At 66.0% G+C, this 22,150-nt stretch carries 15 protein-coding genes; 8 read left to right on the forward strand and 7 right to left on the reverse strand.

Features of this window, described 5'->3' with window-relative positions; translation table 11 throughout:
- Positions 1 to 169 precede the first annotated feature (169 nt).
- The 4 genes from rpsI to ACLMAL_RS00210 form a co-directional block, all read right to left on the reverse strand.
- The gene (gene rpsI, locus ACLMAL_RS00195) at positions 170 to 685 is read right to left on the reverse strand and encodes a 30S ribosomal protein S9 (protein WP_328409374.1); all 516 of its coding nucleotides are present in this window, start codon (positions 683 to 685) and stop codon (positions 170 to 172) included.
- Positions 682 to 1,125 (reverse strand): 50S ribosomal protein L13, encoded by a 444-nt coding sequence (rplM, locus tag ACLMAL_RS00200; RefSeq protein ID WP_328409372.1) that lies wholly within the window; start codon positions 1,123 to 1,125, stop codon positions 682 to 684. The genes rpsI and rplM overlap by 4 nt, the downstream gene beginning before the upstream one ends.
- Positions 1,126 to 1,269: 144 nt before the next feature.
- On the reverse strand, positions 1,270 to 3,024 hold the full coding sequence (locus ACLMAL_RS00205) for a hypothetical protein (RefSeq protein WP_411997237.1): 1,755 nt from the start codon (positions 3,022 to 3,024) through the stop codon (positions 1,270 to 1,272).
- Positions 3,025 to 3,088: 64 nt separating this feature from the next.
- Positions 3,089 to 5,581 carry an FHA domain-containing protein gene (locus ACLMAL_RS00210; RefSeq protein ID WP_411997238.1) on the reverse strand — a complete coding sequence of 831 codons (2,493 nt, stop codon included), beginning with the start codon at positions 5,579 to 5,581 and terminating at the stop codon, positions 3,089 to 3,091.
- 106 nt (positions 5,582 to 5,687) lie between these two features.
- Here ACLMAL_RS00210 and ACLMAL_RS00215 point away from each other — a divergent pair, with 106 nt between their 5' ends.
- The gene (locus tag ACLMAL_RS00215) at positions 5,688 to 7,133 is read left to right on the forward strand and encodes a metallopeptidase (protein ID WP_411997239.1); all 1,446 of its coding nucleotides are present in this window, start codon (positions 5,688 to 5,690) and stop codon (positions 7,131 to 7,133) included.
- 69 nt (positions 7,134 to 7,202) lie between these two features.
- Here the strand turns inward: ACLMAL_RS00215 and ACLMAL_RS00220 are convergent, their stop codons facing one another.
- Positions 7,203 to 8,498 carry an FHA domain-containing protein gene (locus tag ACLMAL_RS00220; RefSeq protein ID WP_411997240.1) on the reverse strand — a complete coding sequence of 432 codons (1,296 nt, stop codon included), beginning with the start codon at positions 8,496 to 8,498 and terminating at the stop codon, positions 7,203 to 7,205.
- 145 nt (positions 8,499 to 8,643) lie between these two features.
- Between ACLMAL_RS00220 and ACLMAL_RS00225 the strand changes: the two genes are divergently transcribed.
- The 7 genes from ACLMAL_RS00225 (at position 8,644) to ACLMAL_RS00255 (ending at position 16,395) form a co-directional block, all read left to right on the forward strand.
- Complete coding sequence (locus ACLMAL_RS00225; RefSeq protein ID WP_411997241.1) at positions 8,644 to 9,846, forward strand: hypothetical protein; 1,203 nt, start codon at positions 8,644 to 8,646, stop codon at positions 9,844 to 9,846.
- A 160-nt stretch (positions 9,847 to 10,006) separates the two neighbouring features.
- The gene (locus ACLMAL_RS00230) at positions 10,007 to 11,212 is read left to right on the forward strand and encodes a hypothetical protein (RefSeq protein ID WP_411997242.1); all 1,206 of its coding nucleotides are present in this window, start codon (positions 10,007 to 10,009) and stop codon (positions 11,210 to 11,212) included.
- 1 nt (position 11,213) lies between these two features.
- Positions 11,214 to 12,407, forward strand: coding sequence for a hypothetical protein (locus ACLMAL_RS00235; protein WP_411997243.1), 1,194 nt, complete (start codon positions 11,214 to 11,216; stop codon positions 12,405 to 12,407).
- An 18-nt stretch (positions 12,408 to 12,425) separates the two neighbouring features.
- Positions 12,426 to 13,667, forward strand: a complete 1,242-nt coding sequence (locus ACLMAL_RS00240) for a hypothetical protein (RefSeq protein ID WP_411997244.1) — start codon at positions 12,426 to 12,428, stop codon at positions 13,665 to 13,667.
- A 117-nt stretch (positions 13,668 to 13,784) separates the two neighbouring features.
- A complete protein-coding gene (locus tag ACLMAL_RS00245; RefSeq protein ID WP_411997245.1) occupies positions 13,785 to 15,362 on the forward strand; it encodes a serine/threonine-protein kinase in 1,578 nt (525 codons plus the stop codon).
- A 369-nt stretch (positions 15,363 to 15,731) separates the two neighbouring features.
- Positions 15,732 to 16,064, forward strand: a complete 333-nt coding sequence (locus ACLMAL_RS00250) for a WXG100 family type VII secretion target (RefSeq protein ID WP_406236433.1) — start codon at positions 15,732 to 15,734, stop codon at positions 16,062 to 16,064.
- A 31-nt stretch (positions 16,065 to 16,095) separates the two neighbouring features.
- The gene (locus ACLMAL_RS00255; protein WP_406236431.1) at positions 16,096 to 16,395 is read left to right on the forward strand and encodes a WXG100 family type VII secretion target; all 300 of its coding nucleotides are present in this window, start codon (positions 16,096 to 16,098) and stop codon (positions 16,393 to 16,395) included.
- 106 nt (positions 16,396 to 16,501) lie between these two features.
- Here ACLMAL_RS00255 and ACLMAL_RS00260 read toward each other — a convergent pair whose 3' ends face one another.
- A complete protein-coding gene (locus tag ACLMAL_RS00260; RefSeq protein WP_411997246.1) occupies positions 16,502 to 17,980 on the reverse strand; it encodes a type VII secretion-associated protein in 1,479 nt (492 codons plus the stop codon).
- Complete coding sequence (gene eccCa / locus ACLMAL_RS00265) at positions 17,959 to 21,999, reverse strand: type VII secretion protein EccCa (protein ID WP_411997247.1); 4,041 nt, start codon at positions 21,997 to 21,999, stop codon at positions 17,959 to 17,961. The genes ACLMAL_RS00260 and eccCa overlap by 22 nt, the downstream gene beginning before the upstream one ends.
- Positions 22,000 to 22,150 lie beyond the last annotated feature (151 nt).

Below are 22,150 nucleotides of genomic sequence, written 5' to 3' on the forward strand. Positions count from 1 at the left end.
GGTAGCCTGTGTCACCACGCCGGGTCCCGCAAACGCCGCAAGTTGTTGATACAGCACGAGAGCAGGCGCCCAGCCGTGCTGGAAGCCTGCTCTCGCACAGGTGCCGCGTCGACCGTACCGTCTCCGACATGACCAGGATGACGGAAGACGGCGGCCGACGTAGCCAAAATCAGCGCTTCGAGTACTGAGGCGCCTTACGGGCCTTCTTCAGACCATACTTCTTGCGCTCGACGGCACGCGGGTCACGCGTGAGGAAGCCGGCCCGCTTGAGGGCGGGACGATCGTCCGGGGTGACCTCGATCAGCGCGCGGGCGATCGCCAGACGCAGTGCACCGGCCTGACCCGAGGGGCCACCGCCGACGAGGCGAGCGTAGATGTCGAAGGACTCCGCCCGTTCGACGGTCACCAGCGGCGACTTGACCAGCTGCTGGTGCACCTTGTTCGGGAAGTAATCCTCGATGGTGCGGCCGTTGAGCACGAAGTTGCCGGAACCCGGCACCAGACGCACGCGAACCACGGCCTCCTTGCGACGGCCGACGGTCTGCACCGGACGGTCGATCACGATCGGGGCGAAGGTGGCGGGCTCGGCCTCGTAGCCGTATTCCTCGTCGACGACCTCGACGTTGCCGTCTTCGGCAACAGTCTCCTCGACGAATTCTTCGGTGTATTCCTCGGGCGCGGTCACTGGGCCACCTGCTTGATCTCGAACGGAATGGGCTGCTGAGCGGCATGCGGGTGCGTCGGGCCTGCGTAGACCTTCAGCTTGCTCGCGATGGCGTCACCGAGCTTGTTCTTCGGGATCATGCCCTTGATGGCCTTCTCCACGAGACGGTCGGGGCGGGTGTCCAACACCTGACCGACAGTGCGCGACTTGAGGCCGCCCGGGTGCCCGGAGTGGTGGTGGATCAGCTTGTCCGCCTTCTTGTTGCCGCTGATGGCAACCTTCTCGGCGTTGATGATGATGACGAAGTCGCCACCGTCGAAGTTCGGAGCGTAGGTCGGCTTGGTCTTGCCACGCAGCAGATTCGCTGCCTGGACCGAAAGACGGCCGAGCACTACGTCAGTGGCATCGATGACGTACCACTTGCGGGTCACGTCACCAGCCTTGGGGCTGTACGTAGGCACAGTGCTTCCCTGTCTGTAGTCGGTGTTGCCGGCCAAGCGTGTGGTCGAGGCGATTCCGGCGGCCGGTGGAGACCCGGACCTCGACGAACATTCCACACACCAACGGGCCACGATACCAGCCGCGATAGCGCAAACCGAAACCGGTCAGATCGTGATGGGCGGACCGGGGTCGGTGGCTCCCGGCGGGCCGGGCACCACGAAGCGCAGGGTGTCGATGCCCGGTTGTGCGCAGTCCGGATCGTCGGCGTCGCCCTCCGCGCCACCGCGCTCCAGCGCACCGACCTGGTGTCCGCGCGCCGAGGCGACGCCCGGCCGGTGCTCGTTGGTGATCTGCGGGGTCAGCGTGCAGGAAGCCGACGCGAGCTGCACCGGACCGGCCTGCTCACCGTCGGACGGCATGGCCACGACCGCCAACGCCACCGCACCCAGCACCACGTTCGCGCCGAACAGGTTGTCCTTGAGCTTGTTCCACCGCTTGCCCTTGCGCGCTTTGCCGTCGTCGTCCGATTCGGGCGGTGGCGGCTGCCACTGCCCGTGCTGGACCTGCTCCGGGCCGGTCTGCGGTGGCCCGTAGGGGTGACGCGGACCCAGCGGCGGCACCTGGGCACCTGATCCCGCACTGGGCGGCGGCGCGGGTGCGGGCGGCGCGCTCTGCGGGCGCTGTTCGTCGGGCTGCTGGCCGGGCGGCCTGGTGAAACGGCTGCCGAGCTCGGCCAAACCCGGCGGCAGGCCGCGGGGAACATCCTCGCGCGGGACCCGGGTGGTCGCGTCTTCGCTCGGGTCCTGCGACCCGGCGGTCGGGTATCCGGCTCCGTACTGCACAACCGCGTCCCGTCGGGGCTGCGACTGGTCGGGTTTGCCCTGCATCGCCTCGCCCTGGCGCTGCGCCGATTCGGGCTGACGCTGCGGTGGCTCCGCCTGACGTTGATGCTGCTGAGCCGCTTCGGTCTGATATTGCGCGGATTGCACCGGAGGCGGCGCCGACAGCTGCGGCCCGGCCTGCCGTTGCGGCCCCGGTTCCGCGTGCCTGCCCGCCGATTCCGGCTCCCCGTTTTCGTTGTCGGTGGCCAACAGGTGCGCGGCGCCGAGCACCAGCGCGTGCATCGGATGATCGGCCACCTGCAACCGGTGCCCGAGATGATTCTGGAAGGCCAGCCGCAGCGCGTCGTTGAAGCACACGTTGCCCGACAGCAGCACCGTCGAGGTGTCCGCGCCGATGGAGCGGGCCGCCGCCATCACCTCGATCACCACGTTGTCCGCGGAGCGGGCATCACGCATCGATTCCGCGTTGACCATGACGTCGACCGATTCGGTCGGCTGCTCGTCGTCGCCGTGCACCGCGACAACCAGCATGGTCCTGCCGTCGGAGTACACGCCGGTGGCGCCGATACCACGCGAGTTGCGCTCGTCGGGCGCGCGGACCAGCCCCAGCGCACGCACGTACCCCGACAGCGCGACACTCTCCGGCAGCGGCTCGACGGTGACATCGAGCTGTTCGACCAGTTCGGCGAACACCTCGACCTTCTCGTCGGGCCAGCTGTCCGGGAAGGGCAGGGCCACCACGTCGGGCTTACCGCGCAGGTATTTGCCGACGGCCGCGAGCGGGTTGTACATGCGAGCCCGCATCACCAGTTCCGCGGGCCAGGTCGCGCCCGCGATCAGGATCTGCGGATGCCCGAGGATGTCGCGCACGTCGGCGATGGCCATCCCCAGATCCGGTCGTTGCCGCTCCACCCCGGCGGTGTGCAACCGCCCCGACGCATCCGCCAGCAGATACGCGGGCGGCGTATACGTACCTTCCACCTGTACCGGGCGGATCGGCGTGCCACCGCCGCCCGCAGCCACGGACACCACATCCCAACCGAGATGTACCGCCCCTACTCGCACCGTCACAGGCATAAGTGTGCCTGGTGCGTGTCCGACATGCGCGGCGCGTCGGCGCCGGCACGGGTACCGGCGGGATTCACGCCGCCGACTTCTTCAGCCGCAGCCTGCGCCAGGTGAAGATCGCCAGGATCACCGTGATCACCACGAGCAGCGCGACGTCCAGTCCCCAGATGTCGGACTTGTGCTGCCAGAGCGTGTCCGGTTGCGCGTTGAGGAAGACCTCGCGAACATTCACCGTCGACGCCCCTGCGGCATATCCCCAGCGGGCCGGGAAAAGCCACGACAGCTGCTCCAGCACCACGCGGCCGGTGACCGGGATCAGGCCGCCCGCCATCACGAGCTGGGCCATGATCATCACCACGAGCATCGGCATCACCTGCTCGTTCGACCTGGCCAGGCTGGAGAGCAGCAGGCCGAAGACCACACAGCAGACCGCGGTCAACGAGATATCGATGTACAGCTCGACGCTGCCGTTGGCGATCACCGAACCCTCGGCGGGCGCCTTTTTACCCGCGAGGGTGATGCCGACGAGCACCGCCGACTGCAGGAACGCCGTGACGCTGAAAACGGCGATCTTCGCCATCAGGTACGCGGAGGGCTTCAGTCCGACCGCACGCTCCCGGAAGAAGATGGTGCGCTCGCCGACCAGGTCGCGCACGGTGAGCGTGGAACCCATGAAGCAGGCACCGAGGATGAGCACCACCAACAGCTGCTGGGTCTCGCTACCTCCGGTCGGGGCGAAGGTGCCGTCCGGCAGCGCCGCGAGCGCGCCACGTTGGAAGCCGTTCTGGCCGGGCACTACCAGCGACAGCACACCGAGAATGAACGGCAGGATCACCAGGAACGCCAGATATCCGCGGTCGGCGAAGATCAGGCGCACCTGCCGTCGCGCCAAGGTGGAGAACTGTTTGCCACCACTGGATTGGGGTGGGCTACCCGCATGCCCGGTCTGCGCGGGCGGCGGTGGCGGCGGCACAGCGGCCTGTCTGGAACGGTAGGCGGCAAACGCCTGGTCCGGGTTCGCGGCGACCTTGGCGAAGATCTCCGCCCAGTCGCTGGTGCCGAGCGCGCCACCGACCCCGGCCGGGTGGCCACAGAAGGCCGTCTTGCCGCCGGGTGCGAGCAGCAGCACCTGATCGCACATGTCGAGGCAGGCCACCGAGTGGGTCACCACGATGACAACGCGACCGGCGTCGGCCAGCTCGCGCAGCATCACCATCACCTGGCGATCGAGGGCCGGGTCGAGACCCGAGGTCGGTTCGTCCAGGATCAGCAGCGACGGACCGGTCAGCAGCTCCAGCGCCACCGAGGCACGCTTGCGCTGACCGCCGGAGAGCCGGTCGACCCTGGTGTCGGCGTGCTCGGTGAGCGAAAGTTCTTTCAGCACACCGTCGATCACCTGCTGGCGATCGGCCTTGCTGTTGTCGGGCGGCAAGCGCAGTTCCGCGGCATAACCGAGCGCCTGACGCACAGTGAGCTGCCGATGCAGCACGTCGTCCTGCGGCACCATGCCGATGCGGGAACGCAATGCCTCGTACTCGGCGTGCAGGTTGCGCCCTTCGAAGGTGACCACACCGCCGGAGGGGTTGGTGGTGCCCGCGATCAGCTTGGACAGCGTCGACTTGCCCGCACCGGAGGGTCCGATCAGTGCGGTCAGCGTGCCGCGCCCGGCCTGCATATTGACATCGACGAGCAGCTGCTTGTTGCCCTCGACGGTGAACCCGACGCCGTGCACGTGCAGACCTTGCTCGGCGACCGGTTTCTGCCGATGCACCAAAGTGCCCTGCTGGACGACGAAGTCGATATTGCCGATGGTGATGATGTCGCGCTCGCGCAGTACCGTGCGCTGCTCGCGGCGGCCGTTGACGAAGGTGCCGTTCGCCGAACCGAGGTCCTCGATCGTCAGCCCCTCCTTGGCTGCGACGAGGCGGGCATGCTTGCGCGAGGCCAGTGGGTCGTTGACGACGATCTGGTTGTCGGTGGTGCGGCCGATGTCGAGGCCGCCGGGCGGCAGGCGGTCGCCGCGGGCGATCTGCGAAGTGGACGGTCTGGCCCGCAGCGGCGGCAGTGAGGAGGTGTCGGCCCTGGTCGTCATATTGATATTGAGCTGCTGCGACGGCACGTTCTGTGGCAACTGCCCCGACTGCGGCAACTGCGCGGACGGCGGCAGCTGCCCCGACTGCGGCGGTTGCCGCTGCTGCTGGTGGTGGTGGCCCGGCGGCGGCGCCAAGTGGGTGCGCGCCTGTCGGGGCGAGGGAACAGCAGGAAGCAGATGCAGCAGTGGGCCGCTGATGGCATCACCGAGCCGAACCTGAGTCGGCCGATCGATCGAAACGGGCTGGCCGAGCCTGCGCGCATCCACGAAAACGCCGTTCGTGCTGCCGTTGTCGGTCAGCACCCAGGCACTCCCCTGCCAGGTCAGCGTCGCGTGCACTCGTGAGACGAGCGGGCTGTCGACGAACAGCGTCACTTCCGGCGCGCGGCCCATCGTGATCGGATTGCTCGAATCGAAAACCCGTTCGGTTCCATCATGGCGCACGGTGATGGTCTGCGCCCCCGGTGAAGACATGCAGCGGATACTATTCCATCACCCGGACATCGGCGGTGCCCCCGATGCGCCATTACCCCGATCCGGCGACCGATGTGAACGTCTTTCCGGCCGACCAGGGGGAGCCTTGCCGAAACTCCAAGCGACCGCCCTCTTTACGGCCGTCCTGTGCGCGGTGACGCTGTTGGCCGGCTGCACCCGTTCGGTGCAGGGCAGGGCGGTCTCGGTCTACGACGATCCATTCAAAGTGGCGGGGCTGCCGACCACCAGCGGACCGAGCGGACCGCGCGCCGGCGTCCCCGGTACCGGACTCACGGCAACCAACGGCGATGGCAGCGCGACCGACACCCTCGCCCTCAACGCCGTCGACGATATCCAAACCTATTGGCGCGGCGAATTCGGCAAAGAATTCCAGGGCGAGTTCAAGCCGGTCGACAAGCTCATCTCCTGGAGCGCGAAAACACAGAAGAGTCAGGCTCCCGAGTTCTGTAAGGAAACCACCTATCACCTCGTGAACGCCGCGTACTGCCGACTCGACAACTCCATCGGCTGGGACCGTTCGGTGTTGCTGCCGACCATGGAGGACACTTTCGGCAAAATGTCGGTGGTCATGGTGCTCGCCCACGAATACGGGCACGCGATCCAGAGCATGGCGAAGATCGTCGCGCCCAAGGACCCGGTGATCGTCAAGGAACAGCAGGCCGACTGCTTCGCGGGCGCGTTCATGCGGCATGTGGCCGAGGGCGGCGCCGCGCATTTCACCATCAACACCTCCGATGGCCTCAACTCGGTGCTCGCCGCGACGGTCGCGATCCGCGATGCCGACCCCGACGATCCGGAGAGCGTGCACGGCTCGGCCTTCGAACGGGTCACCGCGGTGCAGGTCGGTTTCACCGACGGACCCAAGGCCTGCAGGGCTATTGATATCAACGAGATCGCGCGGCGGCGCGGCAATCTGCCACAGAGTTTCACCGGCGACCAGGGCCGCGGCGAATACCCGATCACCAAGGAAAACCTGATCGAGCTGAGCAAGGCGCTCGCCGCGATCCTGCCGATCGAGCAGACACCGACCTACAACTACTCCGGCGCGAAGATCGACTGCCGCGACGGCGTCACCACCGAACCCGTCTCCTACTGTCCCGCCGCGAACACCATCGCGACCGATATCCCGGAACTCGCGCAGCGCGGCACCTCCAACGCCGACATCGACAATCCGTTGCCATTGAAGGTGACCGGCGACTACAACGGCTACGTCGTCTTCATCTCCCGATACACCCTTGCCGTACAGCAGAGCAACGGCCAGCAGCTGGTCGGCGCCAAGACCGGATTGCGTGCGGCCTGCCTGTCCGGGGTGGTCACCGGGAAACTCGCCCAAGCGGGGCGTCCGATCTCACAGGGCGATATCACCCTCGCCGCAGGCGATCTCGACGAAGCAGTATCAGGATTGCTGACAGACGGACTGGCAGCAAGCGACGTCCAGGGCCAGACCGTGCGAAGTGGATTCTCTCGTGTCGACGCGTTTCGCGCGGGCGTCATCAACGGCGAAAAGACCTGTATGTCGCGATATTCGTGACCGCAGAACCGAGCCGCTGACCGTCCGGGCCGCCGGTCGGGGCGTGGCAGTACTCGTACGCGCAGTGCGCTAGCCGAAGGGCGGCGGGGCGGCTGGTTCGAATCGCAGGACGCGGTTGCCGATCAGGATCTCGGTGCCCGGCACCAGCACCAGCGGCTGATTCGGTGGCAGCCGCACCCAATCGCGGTAGCCGGGCAGGCGGGTCCGGGTGCCATTGGTGGATCCCCGATCCACCACGGACACATCCCAATTCACCAGCATGATCTCGGCGTGCGCGCGGGACATACCGCCGGAGGAGTCCTTGACCTCGAGCGGAATCAGGCCGCGCTGCGCCTGCTCGGAATGCTCGGGGTCGCGGCCGAGCACGGCGTCTGCGGCCAGCATGTAGGTCATGCCGTCGTCGAGGATCAGCATGCCGAGCGGCGGACGGACCACCTCGATCAATTGCTGGGTCTGGTCGACCGGCATCCCGCACACGGTGCAGAACGCCGAGCGCGGATCGCTGGGATGGGCACGCGCACATTTGAATCCGAGCACTTTCACGGTGAGGACGGTGGCCTTGGCGGTGGCCTCCAGCCTGCGCTGCAGATCCGGATCCGGTAGCGGCGCCGGGTTGGTGCCGCCTGCCTGAGTGGGCGCGTAGTGCAGGTCGATGCCGTGCTGATCCTGGGCGGCATCGAGCATCGCCGTCGACGCCTGTGTGCCGGTCGGATACGGGTCCGCATCCGATTCGGAGGCAGGCGTGGGCGCTGCATCAATGTGCGCGGTCGGCGGCGCGATGCGCCGATGGTCGGCGGTAGGTCCGGCCCCGCCGGACCTACCGCGCACCGGATCCGACCAGACGATGGCGCCGCCTGCCTGTGCGATGCCCTCCACCAGCCAGCCGATCCCCCGCTCAGCGGGCAGCTCGGGGACGCGACCCTTCGCATCGTCGACGAACAATGCGACCGCCCGTGCCGGGACGCTCGCGACGCGATCGACGGTGAAGGCCGCGTCGCTGCCTCGATATCGCTCGACTGTGCCGTCTCCGGCGAGCACCGCAGTAACCGAACCGTGCAGGAAAATCGCCACCCCGCCGGTCTCGGCCGCGGAAAGCACACCGAAATCGATCGGCTCCCCCGGGCTGATCTGTTCGGCGTGCGTCATCAACCAGCGGGTGGCCTGCCGTGCCACCAGCGCGCCCGGCCCGGCAGGCTGCTGCTCGGCGGCCGTACGGATGAGCTCGGCGATCGATTCCAGGGCCAGCACAGCAGGTGATTGCGGAGTCGGCTTGCCCGGCCCGCGATGGGCGACGACCACCACCGCGCCCCCGACCCTGGCGACCGCGTGACCTCCGGCGACGACCTCAACCTGCCGATCCTTCAACGGTATCGGCCCCCGACGGCTGTGGAGTGCGGGTTCGTCCTCACGACACCAGAGTATGGCAATACGAGCGACACGATCTATTGAACCTTCTGCGCGTGACTCCGGTAACTTCAGATGTACAAACGGGAGGAATGAGGGGCCTGTCATGGTTCGGATTTCGCGCATTGCGCTGGCCGCGGCCTGTATCGGACTGGCGGGTGTCGTGACCGGATGCAGCGTGCCGGGGACGCCGACCGCCGGGGAACTGGACGTCCGCAAGCTGGAGGTCGGCAGTTATCAGGTCGACCGTCACAAGTACCCACAGGACGCGGGCAGCAACGGGGCGCTGCTCGAGGGCATGCGGATGTCGGAGTTCGTAGTCCCGACCGTGCGGATCGACCCGGTACTCAACTACGGGCGCGGCAGCACGCTGCTCGCCACCGCCGAGGATGCCATCGACTTCCTGGCCAACGTGTCCAAACCGATCCTGGAGAACCGCAAGATGGTCGTCGGCTACGCCGCCATCGGCGCGGACCGGCCGGATCCGCCCGGCGAGAAGCGTCCGTCGCCGGAGGCCACCTCCGTCACCAATGTCGTGCTCCGCTTCCCCGACGAGGCCACCGCGAAGCTCGCCGCCAGGGAGTTGGAGGACACCGATCTCGCGGTCTCCCCCGACAACCGCAAACTCCAGTCGACGAAATTCCCCGACTCCTATAACCATTGGCGCCCTGGCGTTCCCACCATCGGCACCTTCATGGCCTACAAGGAATTCGTCATCTCGCTTTTCGTCCAGCGCCCGAAGGCCGACGGCCCCGACCTGTTGAGCTGGGTCGACAAGACCCTCGCCGCCCAGGTCCCCGCGCTGGACAAATTCCAGGCCACTCCACAGAACAAGCTCGGCACCCTGAAGGTCGACCCCGACGGCCTACTGGCCAGGGTTGCGGTCGCCGACCGCAAGGGACATACCCCCGACGGCATCAGCTTCGCCATCTACGGAGCGAATTTCATGATCAGCTCCTCCGAGGACGAGGGCGTCCGCAAACGCCTGATGGAGGAGACCGGTGTCGACCGCGTCGCCATCGTCGATGCCAGCTCCGTGACGCGGGCGCGCGATTCCGCCGCTGCCGAGAAACTCATCAGCGGACTCATCGGCAGCGCCGGCAGCCAGTTCGACCCGATCGGCGCACCCAACGATGTTCCCGGCGCAAAGTGCCTGGAGCTCAATAGCAAAGGCGATCCGGACCGCGAATACAAATACCGGTGCTATGTGCCGTACAAGCAGTACGTCGGCGTGGTGACCAGTGACAAAGAGCCCGATGTCCGACAGAAGGTCACGGCGCAATACGCACTGCTCGCCAACAGTCTCTGACACCGCCGCACAGACTCCTACGACGAGAAGCTGATCCCGGTGCGACCCGCGCGAGTGAAGTAGTATCCCGCGAGAACTGCGGGAACGCGGGGTGGGTGTGAGGCTTGCCGGCGTCCCGTACGGACGGACGATGGCGAGGATCTGCCGGGACGGGGGAAGAATGAGGTTCAGAAGCGGGCTGGCCGCACTGATTACGGCGGCGGCCGTGGCAACCGTGAGTTGTTCGAGCGGTGTTTCGGGAAACCCGCAGCCGGGTCTGACACCGGTGGATGTGGCGTCGTTGAAGGTGGGGGCCTACACGCCGGAGCCGATGGCCTATCAGCCCGATATCGTCGGTTACCCGGACATCCGGCTGATCGAGGCGCGCCGAATGCTCAATTACCTGGTACATCCGTTCGAGATCGATAGCGACATCACCGATATCGGCAATCTGAAGTTCATGAACGACGCCGAGTCGATGATCGGCCCGAACTACGTTCCCGAGAAGTTCCGACCGGCCGCCGAGGACAACAACCTGCTCGCGGGCGTGTACATGTCGGCGATCAACTCCGATCTGCGCCATCGGAAAAAGCTGATCATCTCGATCATGCGATTCCCGACCGACGCCGCGGCCGCGAAGGCCGCCGATCAGTTCCATCAGATCGCCAACATCGACCCGGGACGCCACCTCATTCCGATCGCAGGCCACCCGGATGCGAGGGCATCATCCCTCGATGACATTGCGGCCCTCGCGTTCATCTCGCACGGGCCCTATGCCATTCTTGTGAATACCGGTGTCCCGCAACCGAACCAGAGTGCGATCGCCGACATCTTCGGTAAGACCATCAGCCAGCAGATCGAACTGTTGGACAAGCAGCAGCCGACTCCGCTGGACGATATCCTCGATCTACCGTTCGATCCGGACGGCATTATGCGGTTGGCGCTGCCCAAGGCGCCGGACTACAGCGACCCGTTCTTTTCCGACAACGACTTCGCGGCCTTCCAACCCTCCGGTGAGTTGCATTTCGAGCGGAACCCGGGCGAAATCAGTAAGGCATTCGAGGAGAGCGGGGTCGATCTGATCGGCCGGCGCGGCGGGATCGTTTACCGCGCACGCGATCTCACCGCCGCATTCCATCTGCAGTCAGCGCTGGTCAAGACCGGCAAGAACGACGAGGTGCTGAATCCGCCGCCCGGGCTGCCCGACGCACGGTGCATCAAGCTCGACAGCACCGACAGTCTCAGGAATTTCGACGAGCTCTGTGCCGTCGTCTACGGACGGTATGTCGGCGTCGTTGTCTCGATATCTCCGCTGTCCTCGCGGGTCGACACCGCGCTGTATCAGCGAGCCGCCGCGCAATACGCGGTGCTGGCGAAGGGGGCATGACATGTTGCGAACTCGATTCCTGTGCCTGACCATCGCCGCGACGCTCGGCGCGTTGACCGGTTGTGGTGACTCGGGCGACAGCGTCGACTCCCCCTCCTACGATGTGGCCACGCTCGATGTCGGCAACTATCCGACCGCGCCGCGCGATATCGAAGCGTCCCGAACGGAGTTGTCGGGTCCGCGCCTGGAGGCGGCCAGGATCGGTGCCGCGGTTCCGCTTCCGATGGAAATCGATAGAAGGCTGGTCTTCAAGCAGACGATTTATTGGGAGCGACGCATCACACCCGCGGATCCCAGAGAGTTGCCCTCCATCGACAAGAAGGAGTTCAACGATCTGACCCAGGGCCTGGTCGCGGGCTGGTACACCCGCGGCCTACGTCGCGAATCCTTTCCGGGTTCGGCACTGCAAATGTTTACACTGCGCTTCACCGACGCCGTGCACGCCGAGGCAGCCGCCACCCGCATTGCCGACCGGCAGCAGGAGGCACTACCCGGCGAGCCCGTAACGATTCCCGGAATTCCGGCGGCCAAGGCGAAATGGTCGGTGAGCAAACGTTTTCTCGACGCCCAGCTCACCAAGGACGCCATGCTGCTGCTGGTCCGCGTCGAGGACCCGCTCACCGAACCGGTGAACACCGCACCGTTGGCCGAGCTTGCGCAGCGCGCCTTCGACAAGCAGCTCGAAGGACTGAAGGCTTACATCCCGACACCGGTCGACCAGCTCAAATCACTGCCGATCGACGTCGACGGCGTACTGAGCCGTACCTTGCAATTGGAACGCTCGCCGTCGGAAAAAGACGGCGGTGATCTGTCCATGGTCCTCGAGAAACAGGCGGCGCTGCACACCGAGTTCTATCCCGACCTGGCCAAAGCCGCCTTCGAGGACGCGGGCGTCGATCTGGTCTCCTACTCCGACGACCGCGTGTACCGGACCAAGGACAGGGACGCCGCGGAACGCCTGATCGCCGCATTCATCGATCAAGAAGCCAAGGGCTACAAGACGATCGATAGTCCGCCTCATATGCCGGGGGTCAAATGCTTCGATCTCAAAGATCCGAAAGGCAATAACTACCGTTATCCGCCGGTGTGCTACGTGGCATACGACCGCTACGTCGCGCGCATCGAAAACAAGAACGTGCAGCAGCTCCATCAGCAGGCTGCCGCGCAATACAAGCTGTTGGCTCAGGGGCGATAGGCAGTGCGGACTACCCGAATGACAGGGGCGGGTATGCGGCCCGCCAGGAGATCGACACCGGGGCGAGCCGCGGTGGCACTGCTGCTCGCCGGGGCACTCGCGCTGGGTGCGAGCGCCTGTGGCTCAGCGGTGTCCGGCACCCCCACCCGGCCGCAGCCCGACCTATCCCAGTGGGATGTCGGCAACTATCAGACCACACCGCACGTGATCGGTAATGCCAAGAGCGAGCGCCAAGCTCGCGCCCGAGAGGCGCAACGGCTGGCCGACTTCGTGGCCTTGCCGTTCGAGGCCGACCCGTCTTACGTCGAGGACGCATGGCAAATCCGTACGCATATCGTGCTCAATCGAAAAACGATCGCCAACCTCGTCATCAACGACACCTTCGATACTGTCGCAGCGGATCTGGTGGCAGGCTGGGTCAACGCCTGGCAGACCGGCGGCGAACCCGAGGCCAAACGACGCACCCTGAACGTCGCGGTCCTGATGTTCCCGGACGCGAAGACCGCGTCGGCGGTCGGCCCTGCGCTGGAACACGACGACTTCACCTATAGCCGCGACAACCAGCCGGTCCCGATCACCAAACATGCGAACACGACGGCCCATTGGCGGCCCGATGTCTCCTCGATCGGTTCGTGGACCGTGCACGACCGGTACGTCATCTTCATCAAGGTCGTCGACGACACCTCCGCGCCCGACTTGCCCGCCCTGACCGATCAGGTCGAGCGGATGCTCGACGTGCAGCTTCCACTCATCGATAAGTTCCAGCCGACGCCTGCAGGCGAGCTGCAGCACATCGCCCTCGATCCCTCGGGCCTGCTCGGACACACGCTGCCGAGCAATCCAGAAGCACCACTGCGCGCCGAGCCGGATGGCCTCTACACCGGCCGTGGCGCGCTATCGCTGTTGCAGGCGGCTCCGACGTCGCTGACCAGACTGGAGGACGGCGAGGTCGACCTCGTCTCGTTCGGCGACGCCGTGGTGTTTCGCAGCCGATCCGACAAAGGCGCGCGCGCCCTGTGGAAACAGTGGCAGCCCTCCACCACCCTGGAGCCGAATCAAAAGATGATCGAGGCACCGCCCGGGCTCGAGCAGCAGATCGAATGCTATGCGGATTTGGTCGGGTCCGGCGATAAGCAGGTTGTCGCCATGAACATCTGTTCCTTTCAGGTCGACCGATACACCGTGCAGGCCGCCTCCAAGCAATTGCAGGACCTCCATCAGAAGATCTCCGCGCAGTACGCCCTGATCACAAGTAACTGAGGCCGGATCGAGTGGCCGGGAGACGACCGGCGCGAGCGCCATATCTTGCGGTGACTTGCTAGATTTCTCCGGAAGGCTCGCATGTCCGGGCGTTCGACATCGTTGAGGGAGGACCGAATGGCGTTGCGGCCCGGTGCAATCGTTGGCGGCTACCGGGTGCTTCAGGTCCTCGGTGCGGGCGGAATGGGCACCGTGTATTTGGCGCAGAACCCGATCCTGCCCCGTCGCGACGCCTTGAAGGTGCTCAGCGCCGATCTGTCCACCGACGACGAGTTCCGGGCCAGATTCGAGCGCGAGGCGAACCTGGCCGCCGGGCTCGACCACCCGAACATCGTCGCGGTGTACAACCGTGGCGAAGAGGCCGGACAACTGTGGATCGCCATGCAGTACGTCGAGGGCACCGATGCCTCGGAGGAGGCCAAGAAGGGGCCGTCGGTGATGACACCGCAGCGGGCCCTGCGGATCGTGTCCGAGGTCGGCAAGGGCCTCGACTACGCACATCGGCGCGGGCTGCTACACCGCGATGTGAAGCCCGCCAATTTCTTGCTCTCCGCCGCGGAGGAGGGCGATGAGGAACGGGTGCTGCTGACCGATTTCGGTGTCGCGAAGTCCGCCGACGACGGCCAAGACCTCACGGCGACAGGCAACTTCATGGCCACCGTCGCCTACGCGCCACCCGAGCAGCTGGTGGGCACCAGCTTGAACCACCGTGCCGACATCTACAGTCTCGGTTGCTCCTTCTTCAAGCTGCTGACCGGGCAGAATCCCTACCCGTCGACCATGCCCGCCGTGGTCATGATGGGCCATATGCATGAGCCGCCGCCGAAGTTGAGCGCGGTTCGCCCCGGTCTGCCCGCCGCGCTCGACGGCGTGATCGAGACGGTGATGGCCAAGGACCCCGCGCATCGTTACGCGACCTGCCGCGAATTCGTCCAGGCAGCCGAGGCTGCGTTGTACGGCAACCAGTTTCGCGCACCGGAGGCCGGCTACTCGACGGATCCACGGACCCCGCTCGCCGCGCCGCTCACCGGTTCGCACATCCCCATCACCGGACCGATCACCGACCCACGCGGACCCGTCGGCGGGTACTCCCCGCCGCAGCGCGAGGACACCGACCAGCGCCTTGTCGCGACCATGCGAAACGGCAACGGGCGCTCCCGCTCTCGCCGATTCCTGGTGCCCGCGATACTGGCCGTGGTCATCGCCGCCGTCGCGGCAGGCACTTTCTTTTTCACGAGCCGCGGATCGGATTCCGGTGGCGGCGGCGACAAGTTGGCCAACGCCCGCAGCGAAAATCCGCAATTCTCCGGGAAATCTGTTGTCGCTTTCAATTTCGGCAACTCCACGCTGTCGGCGGTGATCAACCCGAGCGAACAAGCCAAATTCCTGCAGAGCATCGGCTTCCTGTACAGCCCGAAGTACAAAGCGGTCGGCGATGAGAAATCGCCGCGTGCGTTGTCGGTCAACGGCTTTACCCCGGACAGCGAGTCCGACGTTGTCATCGTGCTGCGGTCCGACAGCGATGCAATGAACAGTGGCCTGCGCGGCCTGCCGAGCTCGATCATGCAGACCAAAGGCAAGATCGTGGTGGTGGACGACCCGTCGACAGTACAGGCCTTTCAAGTGTGGACCGCGCAATCCCAGGGTGTTCTGCTCGACAAGATGGTTCCCACCATTGCGAAAGTCGTGAAGTAACGGCATGCCATTGGTTCGTGCACGCCGCGTTGGGTTCTGGACACTGCTAGCGCCACGGCACGCCATTGGGTAGGGTGATGCGCAGCCAGCCCACTCGCCAGTTCAGGTGGTAGCGAGCACAGGGGGAAGGAGGGGAGCGCTGGCAGCGACCGACGCGGCGGCACCGCGGTACGAGACGTCCGGGGGGATCTCATCCAGGCCTTCCGTCCACGATGCAGCCGGTCGACAACGCGCACGCGACGAGACGCAATCCAAAGATCTTTTGTCCGAACTGGATGGAACCGATCAGGCCTAGGACGCGTCCAAACATATGAACAGGTCAGCTGGCACCTGCAACGTTGACAATCAGTAGAAAGAGGAGGAGCCACCATGGCAGCAGGGCATCTTGAAGCTAGTCCAGAGTTGATCGCGCAGAAGGCGAAGGAGTTCCAGGAGCAGCACAACAGCCTGATGATCGCCATCCGGACGCTGAAGGCCGACGAGGACAACGTCACCAACGGCGCCAACTGGCAGGGCGCGGCGCGTGATGCGTTCAACGCCTTCATGGAGCGCTACTACTTCCAGGCCGACAAGCTCAACGACAAGCTGATGGAGACCTCCGAGAAGCTCATCAAGGCCGGATCGTCGTTCGAGTCTCAGGACACCGACTTCGCCCAGCAGGTGCAGGCCCAGGTTTCCAGCCTCGACCTGCCGCCGGTCTAATCCCCCAAACTCGCACGAAAGGAACCTGAAAATGGCCGGTGCATCGCAGAATATCTCCGCTAACTTCGAGGGTGTCGCCGAGGGCGCGCGCCAGATCATCAAGCGCGCCGAAGGCATTCGGGACGAGCTGGAATCCTTCCACAAGAAGGTCGAAGAATTCGTCGCCCAGAACTGGAAGGGTGCGACCAACGATGCCTTCGCCGAGTTCCAGCGCAGCTGGCAGCAGCACGTCGTTCAGCTGAACACCACGCTGTCCGGAGCCGGTACGCTGATCGACAAGGGCAACTCGGAGCTTCAGGGCACGGACTCCGCGCTCGCAGGACTCTTCTGAGAGTACGACTCAGACCATTCGTGCCCCCGGCAGAATCTGCCGGGGGCACGAATTTTTTATCCGGTGTCGATGCCCCATGGATTGATTTCTCCACGGGCACAACGTTTTACGGAGTCACCTGCACCGAGGCCGCGAACTGTTCGCAGGCCGGCGCAATCGACTCCCACTCGCCGAGAAACTGACATCCGGTGCTGACCTGAAGCCCGTGCTCGACCAGCACATGCCAACGCACCGTGGAACCATCACCCGGCCGTTCGATATAGGCGAGGCCCGACTTTCCGCCGAACACCTGGTCATGCTTCAGATCGGTCAGCGCACCATTCGGCTTCTGCCGCATCTGCGCCTCGAGGCTCCTGGCCACCTGCTCATAACCGATCCCGGCGGCGACCGGCGTTTGGATCACGGTGATCCGCATGCGGCTGCCGTCCTCCGGTACGAGGTCGACGCGTGGCCTGCTCGGGTCGGGAGCCTGCGCGAGACGCCAGCCCGCCGGTGTCTGAAAACGCACGCGCCCAATGGTTTCCGATGACGGTGCGCGTCCAGGCGGTGGCGTGGGCTTGCCGTCGGCCGTCGCTTGTGCGGTGGCGTGGACCGACGCCGAGGCTCCCGCAGACACCGCGGGAGTGTCCTGCGAGCCGCCGAGGACGACGACCGCTCCCACCGCCGCCGCGGCGACCACCAGAACACCGGCGACCGCGGCGACCAGGTATCCGGTGCGGCGACGGTCGGGGCCCCCGACAGCGGCCGCACGCTGCCGAAGCGGCTGCATCCACTCCGCGGTCGGCAGCGCCGAGACAGCCTCGGTCCGATAGTCGGGGTCCGGCCGCAGCCCGCGCACCAGGTCGGCGCCTGCGATCGGCCGCAGCTCGACGGCCGGTCCAGCGATCGGCGGAACCACCGAGCGGATCACCTCGAGTTTCGCCGGATCCGAAACACCCACCACCTGAACGACATCGGCCGGGCGGCCCGCGAGGAGCCGGCCGACGAGCGCGGCAAGATCGTCGGCGGCCTGCGGGTCGGGGCCGAGGTCGGCCAGCGCGAGATTCGGTTCGTGCTCACATGATTCGACATGCGTGCCCTGATGGCTGCGCACGACGGTGCTCGCGGTGCTCGACAGCGTGCCGAATTCCAGCACCACCGTACGGCTGCTGCGGTCGGCGCCCTCATCGGCAGCCACCGCGCGAACGGCCATGTCCTCGAACACGACATCGTTGGCGAAGCGGCGCAGTGCGGCCTCGAGAACCGCACGCCGTCGCGCGCCCCACTCCGTCGGACACGCGACGGTGACCCGGCCGCAGGGGGTGGCGACGCCGAGGTTCTGCAGCACAGTGCCGACGATCGCCGTCATCGCCTCGGCGACGGCGGGCACCCGTGGCAGCAGTGCGATCCGCTCCCCCGTGACGAACTGGACGGCGGAGCTGACCTGGGTCGGCGGCGTCAACGGCTCACCGACGACCAGATTCCCGTTGCTGCCGAGCACAACCGACGGCGGCACATCCCAATGGGTGGCCGGACCGCACGCCCAGATACGCGTGTCGGTGACCACCAGGTCGACGACGGACATCACTCCGCCGCTGGCATCCACGCCAGCTGAATCAGATCCTCAGTGTTGCGCGTGACGTAGGTGCCGCGGCCCGGTGGCTTGGGGCCGGGACGGGTGGTGCCCATGAGCACGCCTTCGTCCTTGTTGCAGCTCATGATCAGGCCCGCCGAGCCGAGGTCCTTCATCCTGGCCAGCGTGGCCTCGTACATTGCGCGGCTCGCGCCGCCGGAGCGGCGGGCGATGATCAGGTGGAAGCCGAGGTCGCGAGCGTGCGGCAAATGCTCGACCAGCACCGACACCGGATTGCCCATGGAGGTGGCGACCAGGTCGTAGTCGTCGATGATGACGAACAACTCCGGTCCGCTCCACCACGAGCGATCGCGCAGCTGCTGCGGCGTAACGTCCTGCCCCGGCGTCCGCTGGGCGACATAGGCGGCGAGATCGGACATGTTCTGGGTGAATTGCGGCGCGGTCGATCCGTAACCCGCGAGGTACCCGTCGGGCACCAAACCGAGCATGGTGCGCCGGTAGTCGCCCAGGATGAAGCGCGCTTGATTCGGGGTGTTCGATGCGGCGATGCCCTCGACGAGCGAACGCAACAACGTCGACTTACCGGATTCGGTGTCACCGATGACGACGAAGTGCGGGCTCTCGTTGAAGTCGATGTAGACCGGCGCGAGCTCGGATTCGTTGATACCGAGGGGAATACGCATGTTCTTGCGGTCCTGGTCGACCTGCGACGGCCAGTTGCCCGCCAGCTGCAACAGCTGTTCGCGCGGCAGCATCTCCGGCAGCATGCGGGCCGCGGGCGCGTGCCGGCCCGGCGTGAGACGGGCGATCGTCGCGACCGCCTCACCGACCGCCGCACCGAGATTGTTGGGGTCGGAGCTGCCGTCGATGCGGGGCAGACCGGTCAGCATGTGCAGGCATTCGGGTGTCATACCGCGACCCGGCCGCCCTTGCGGGACCAGCGCGGCGAACTTGCGGCCGAGGTCGGAGTCCATCGGGTCACCGAGGCGCAGCTCGATCCTGGTGCCGATCTGGTCCTTGAGCGCCGGACGCGCCTCGGCCCACCGCGCCAGTGCGATGACAACGTGCACACCGTACGAAAGCCCCTGCACCGCAAGGTTCATGATCGGCTGCTCGAGCGGATCGAAGTCCTGGCGGATGGAGCCGAAACCGTCGATCACCAGAAAGACGTCGCCGAAGGGATCCTCGTGCGCGCCCGCAGCGGCCGGGCTGCTGGCGGGGTCCATGGCCCGCAGGCGGCGGAACTCGGTCATGGACTCGATGCCGAGCTGACGGAAGCGCGCCTCACGGGACCGGACGATGGTGCCCATCTCGGCGACCGTGCGCCGGACCTTGTCGTCGTCCAATCGGCTTGCCACCGAACCGACATGCGGCAACCCCTGCAGGCTGGCCAGCGTGCCGCCACCGAAGTCGAGGCAGTAGAACTGCACCTGCTCGGCGGTGTGGGTCAGCGAAAGCGCCATGATCATGGTGCGCAATGCGGTCGACTTGCCGGACTGCGGACCGCCGACCACCGCGACGTTGCCTCGTGAACCCGACAGATCGACGACCAGTGGATCGCGGCGCTGATCGTAGGGCCGGTCGACAATGCCCATCGGGGCTCGCAACGTCGCGACGGCCGAGTACTCGCCGGTGAGGATGGAGCGCGGGATGAGCTGATCGAGGGTGGGCGCCTCGTCCAGCGGCGGCAGCCAGATCTCGTGTGCCGGACGGCCGTGGCCGCGGATGCGCGAGACCAGCATGTTCACGTTGGAGATCTGTTCGCCGTCGTCGGAGCGCTGCTCCGGCTCGTTGGCGGGCGTGGCCTGCAACGGAATCCGGTCGGCGGGCCGGAAGTCGACGTGGACGGCGGCGAACGGGCGCGCTTTCACATCGATTTCCCCGCCCGCGATCCCCGCACTGGTGACCTCGCGCTGCGAACCGCCGCCGACATACGGGCCGGAGACATAGGAGGCCTGGAACCGCTGGATCTCGCCCGAGTCCGACTTCAGGTAGCCGCCACCGGGAACGCCCGGCAGGTTGTAGGCATCGGGGACACCGAGCACCTGGCGAGATTCGTTGGCGGAGAAGGTCTTCAGACCGATCCGATAGGACAGGTGGCTTTCGAGGCCCTTCAGCTTGCCTTCCTCGAGGCGCTGCGAGGCCAACAGCAGGTGCACGTGCAGCGAGCGACCGAGGCGGCCGATCATCACGAACAGCTCGGCGAAATCCGGGTGCTGGGTGAGCAATTCGGAGAACTCGTCGAGCACGACGAACAGCGCGGGCAGCGGATCGAGATCCGCGCCCGTGGCACGGGCCTTCTCGTACTCGGAGACGTTGGCGAAGTTGCCCGCTTGGCGCAACACTTCCTGGCGGCGGTTCATCTCGCCCGCCAGCGCGTCCTTCATACGGTCGACGAGGTCGGCCTCGTCTTCGAGGTTGGTGATGACCGCCGCGACATGCGGAACGCCGTCGAGGCCGAGGAAGGTCGCACCACCCTTGAAGTCGACGAGCACCAGGTTCAATTGGTCCGGTGAATGGGTGGCGAGCAGGCTGAGCACCAGGGTGCGCAGAAACTCGGACTTACCGGAACCGGTTGCGCCGATGCACAATCCGTGCGGGCCCATGCCGCTCTCCGCGGCTTCCTTGATGTCGAGCTCGACCGGAAGACCGTCCGCGCCGACACCGAACGCGACCCGCAACCGCTCGCGGCCGTAGCGTGGGCGCCAGGCGTGTTCGGGATTGAAGGTGCCGATGTCGCCGAGACTCATCAGCTGCGACCATGACGAGATCACCTCGGAGTCGTCGACCTCGACATCGCTGCTGCGCTGGGTCGCCGCGCGATACGGCGCGAGCCTGCGTGCCACCTGCTGGGCCTGCTGCGGGGAAATCCGGTCGATCAGCGCGAAACGTTCCTGGTTGCCGGTGGCGCCGCGACCGACGCACTCGCCGTTCTCCACGACCATCTTGATACCGCGCGATACCGCCAAACGCGGTGCGTACCCGCACAAGTCGATGAGCGTGACGCCCTCGTAGCCGGATTCACGCAGCTGATCGTCCTCGGCCTCGAGCAGACCGCCGTCGACCACGATGACGATGTGCACCAGATTGACGTTGGCAGGCTGATTACGGGAGTACCGAACGCGATTGGCCAGCAACGGATGCAGACCCGTCATGGCCTCGCGAATCGAGCCGTAGAACATGCGCTGGGTGCCGATGCCGTCCTGCGCGTCGGGGTGCTGGGTGTGCGGCAGCCACTTGGTCCACTCCCACTCGCGTGCCGTGTCCGGGCCGCAGACCACCGCGACGAGCACCTGGTCGGGCGCCTGGAACATGCACAGCTGCAACAACATTGCGCGAGTCATTTCCCTGGCTTCGACCCGATCGCCGTCCAGGGCGATGGTTGCGAAGCCCTTCACTGCGATCGCGGTCGGCAGGTCGGGGACCGTCGAGTGGGCGCGCACGAAACGGCGCAGCGACACCGCGGCGATCGGCTCGAGCTCCTCGACCGGACCGGTCTCCGGCGCGACCAGTCGCGTGGCGAGGCGCTGGCCGCCGATACCGATGCGGGCGTGGCAGAAGTCCTTGTCCCCCGCACGCCGTTCCCACATCCGGCTGGTGCCCGCCAGCATCCAGATCAGGCCGGGCTCCGGGTGGCTCCATTCGACGGAAGCGCGCTGCTGCCTTGCGGTGTCGTCGACATCCCTGCGCACCTGGTCGAGATAGCGCAGATAGTCCTTGCGGTCCTCGTTCGCTTCGGCGGCCTTCTGCCCCTTGCCACCGCCCTGACCGGCGAACATGCCGACCATGGAGAAGACCATCATCATCGGGAACATCATGGTCATCGGGTTCGATGCGATGCCACCGCCCTGGGTGAACATCAGGGCCATCATCCCGACCATGCCGACGACCATCACGACCGGCATCATCTTGCTGAGCAAGCTGCCCGGCGTTACCCGGGGAATCTCGGGCGGCGGCTGCAAGGTGACTTCACCGCCGGGAGAACGCGGCATCTCTCGTCGCGCACGGCGCTGGAACCGGACGGTACTCATCAGACGAGAAATCCCCCTTACGCAGCTGTACTTCGGGCTCAGTGTAGAGCCGGCAGCTGACATGTCGTACAGTTCGACCAGCATTCTGCTGCCCGAACCGTGGGTTCGCAAGCTCGGCCCCTGGGTATGCCGGTTGCGGAAACACGAGGTA

The sequence above is a fragment of the Nocardia sp. CWNU-33 genome (assembly GCF_046764895.1).
Taxonomy (GTDB): domain Bacteria; phylum Actinomycetota; class Actinomycetes; order Mycobacteriales; family Mycobacteriaceae; genus Nocardia.

Bases quoted from the DNA above. Each gene is read 5' to 3' on its own strand.
- ACLMAL_RS00230 (WP_411997242.1), top strand. From the start codon at position 10,007: ATGAGGTTCAGAAGCGGGCTGGCCGCACTGATTACGGCGGCGGCCGTG.
- ACLMAL_RS00210 (WP_411997238.1), bottom strand. From the start codon at position 5,581: ATGTCTTCACCGGGGGCGCAGACCATCACCGTGCGCCATGATGGAACC.
- ACLMAL_RS00240 (WP_411997244.1), top strand. From the start codon at position 12,426: ATGACAGGGGCGGGTATGCGGCCCGCCAGGAGATCGACACCGGGGCGA.
- ACLMAL_RS00250 (WP_406236433.1), top strand. From the start codon at position 15,732: ATGGCAGCAGGGCATCTTGAAGCTAGTCCAGAGTTGATCGCGCAGAAG.
- eccCa (WP_411997247.1), bottom strand. From the start codon at position 21,999: ATGAGTACCGTCCGGTTCCAGCGCCGTGCGCGACGAGAGATGCCGCGT.
- ACLMAL_RS00205 (WP_411997237.1), bottom strand. From the start codon at position 3,024: ATGCCTGTGACGGTGCGAGTAGGGGCGGTACATCTCGGTTGGGATGTG.
- ACLMAL_RS00245 (WP_411997245.1), top strand. From the start codon at position 13,785: ATGGCGTTGCGGCCCGGTGCAATCGTTGGCGGCTACCGGGTGCTTCAG.
- ACLMAL_RS00225 (WP_411997241.1), top strand. From the start codon at position 8,644: ATGGTTCGGATTTCGCGCATTGCGCTGGCCGCGGCCTGTATCGGACTG.
- ACLMAL_RS00255 (WP_406236431.1), top strand. From the start codon at position 16,096: ATGGCCGGTGCATCGCAGAATATCTCCGCTAACTTCGAGGGTGTCGCC.
- ACLMAL_RS00235 (WP_411997243.1), top strand. From the start codon at position 11,214: ATGTTGCGAACTCGATTCCTGTGCCTGACCATCGCCGCGACGCTCGGC.